Source organism: Fundicoccus sp. Sow4_F4 (genome assembly GCF_052116145.1).
In the GTDB taxonomy this organism is placed as follows: Bacteria; Bacillota; Bacilli; order Lactobacillales; family Aerococcaceae; genus Fundicoccus.
Genome location: NZ_JBQKLQ010000023.1, coordinates 1 through 619, shown reverse-complemented (window position 1 = coordinate 619; position 619 = coordinate 1). Strand labels below are relative to the sequence as shown.

Below are 619 nucleotides of genomic sequence, written 5' to 3'. Positions count from 1 at the left end.
GCAAGACGAGTCTAAAGCTACTGAGTGGACAGGTAGAAAACCAGAAGATGGAGAGCTACTAAGTTCAATGACAATGGATGAAGCAGATAAACTGGTTAGAGCAGTTACACATCCTTATCCCGGAGCTTTTTATAAAGATGGAGATAAAGTAATTAGGATTTGGTCAGCTAAGATTGACCTAAATGAAGGTGAAATAAAATTAAGCGATGGGTACTTAACACCAATCGATTATGAAATAGAGGGATAATATGCAGAAGGCAATTAAAAGGTTAATAGATATCATTCTTTCATTAATAGTGTTAATAGTATTTTTGCCTATATGGATTATCGTTGCCATTCTTATTAAAGGAACTTCAGAAGGACCTATTTTCTTTTTACAAGACAGACCTGGACAACATAAAAAGCTCTTTAAGGTGTATAAGTTTAGAACAATGAAGCCTGGATCTGAAAAGATGGTTAAAGGCCAAGAGGTTATGAAGGATGATGACAGAGTTACTTCTATTGGTAAGTTTTTAAGAAGAACAAAGATAGATGAAATTCCACAGGTGCTTAATGTTCTAAAAGGAGAAATGAGTCTTGTTGGTCCAAGACCAGAGAGAATTGCATCTCTTGAAGAGTA

The 619-nt window shown here is 35.2% G+C and carries 1 protein-coding gene and 1 pseudogene; both read left to right on the top strand.

Annotation, left to right across the window (positions count from 1 at the left end; genetic code table 11):
* Positions 1–247: pseudogene (locus ACTQ5J_RS13500) on the top strand (hypothetical protein); the annotation flags it as partial.
* A gap of 1 nt (position 248) precedes the next feature.
* Positions 249–619, top strand: a 371-nt coding sequence (locus tag ACTQ5J_RS13495) for a sugar transferase (RefSeq protein ID WP_441753717.1), incomplete at its 3' end; no start/stop codon positions are given.